This window comes from Allobosea sp. P1_A7, assembly GCF_056406775.1.
The window spans coordinates 1-1,179 of sequence record NZ_JBFTZN010000583.1 but is presented as its reverse complement, the minus strand read 5'-3'; the positions used below and the strand labels follow the sequence as shown (position 1 = coordinate 1,179).

Annotated in this window: 1 protein-coding gene and 1 pseudogene; both read right to left on the bottom strand. The window is 60.7% G+C overall.

What is annotated here, in order from left to right:
- Positions 1-277: 277 nt before the first annotated feature.
- A complete protein-coding gene (locus AC1D34_RS37790) occupies positions 278-586 on the bottom strand; it encodes a hypothetical protein (RefSeq protein WP_476827057.1) in 309 nt (102 codons plus the stop codon).
- A gap of 446 nt (positions 587-1,032) precedes the next feature.
- Positions 1,033-1,179 (bottom strand): annotated as a pseudogene (locus tag AC1D34_RS37785) (IS630 family transposase); the annotation flags it as partial.

Below are 1,179 nucleotides of genomic sequence, written 5' to 3'. Positions count from 1 at the left end.
GGGCAGTATCCATCGCATTCTGGATCGCTTTTTCAATATCATCGGCCTCAGCGATCAACTCTTCATTGGTTCGTGTCATAGTTGCCTCCTCCGATTTTGCGTTGAGCATCCCTCACTTTTGCGTCACGCGCTATCTGTTTGCTGCTCACGGCGTGGGCGCGATCAATGCTTGGTCAACCGGACCGCCAGTTCCCCGACCACCAGCCTCAGGCACCCATCGCAGCCCGTGCCAGGATGATGAGCGCCATTCGAGTGTTGGAGGGTCCGAAGCTGTAGTTCACCGCTGCTCAGCCAGCGCGGCGTCGATCATGGCTTGCCAGTTTGCGAGCGCCCGATCTCTGAAATCTGTGCCGTCCGGGACGACCTGATGGGCCAACACGGCGACTTCGCCTGGCTCGAGCATCGCCTCGATAGCGGCGCGGGCGAGAACGAGCGCCGCTTCGTCCCCCATATTTCCGTCCGATCCGTCCATGGAGGCTGCGGCAATGGCAGCGGCGACGCGCTCAATCAGCGTGCTCACTTCGTCTTCTCCTTCCCTGGCTTTCCTGCGAGAGCGATGATGGCCAGCCGCCCGGATCGCGAGCAAGAATGCATCTCGCTGCAGTCGCCGTCTCTTTCCCCCCGCCGCATCTTCCCGCCGCGGGCGAGGGTGGAGGGGCCGAAGCTGGGCGCACCAGTGTTCGGGGCGTCAGCTATTTTCGTTCATCGCGCGGAAGGTCGAGCCTCGGCCTGGGCGCTCACCGAATGAGCGGCAACAGCGTTCCTACTGCAATTATCACCACGATCGCCGTCCGGATAAGTACTCCGCGACATCGTCTCGTCGGACGATCTTGACTGCGCTTCCATGGACAACTCCTTCACTCGGCAGGATAGCTTGCGCGACTGCAGGGGGGCAACAAGCTAAAACGCGAGGATGAGGCCCGAAGAACCGGCTTCCGTGGCTCATGCGGCACAATCGATGCGGATCTGGGTGCGACGCCATGTCCAAGGGGAAGCAGGCACAGTTTTGTGGTTCGAAAGTGGGGCAGAATTCTAGTGGATTGATTCCAACGTTTGATGCCCGCGCCTAACGGCTGCGATGATGTGGTCGGGATCGGCTTTCCATAGGAACGGGCGTGGTTCCCGGTTGTGCTCCTTGATGAAGCGGTTGATGGCGGCCTGCAGGTCGACGACGGAATG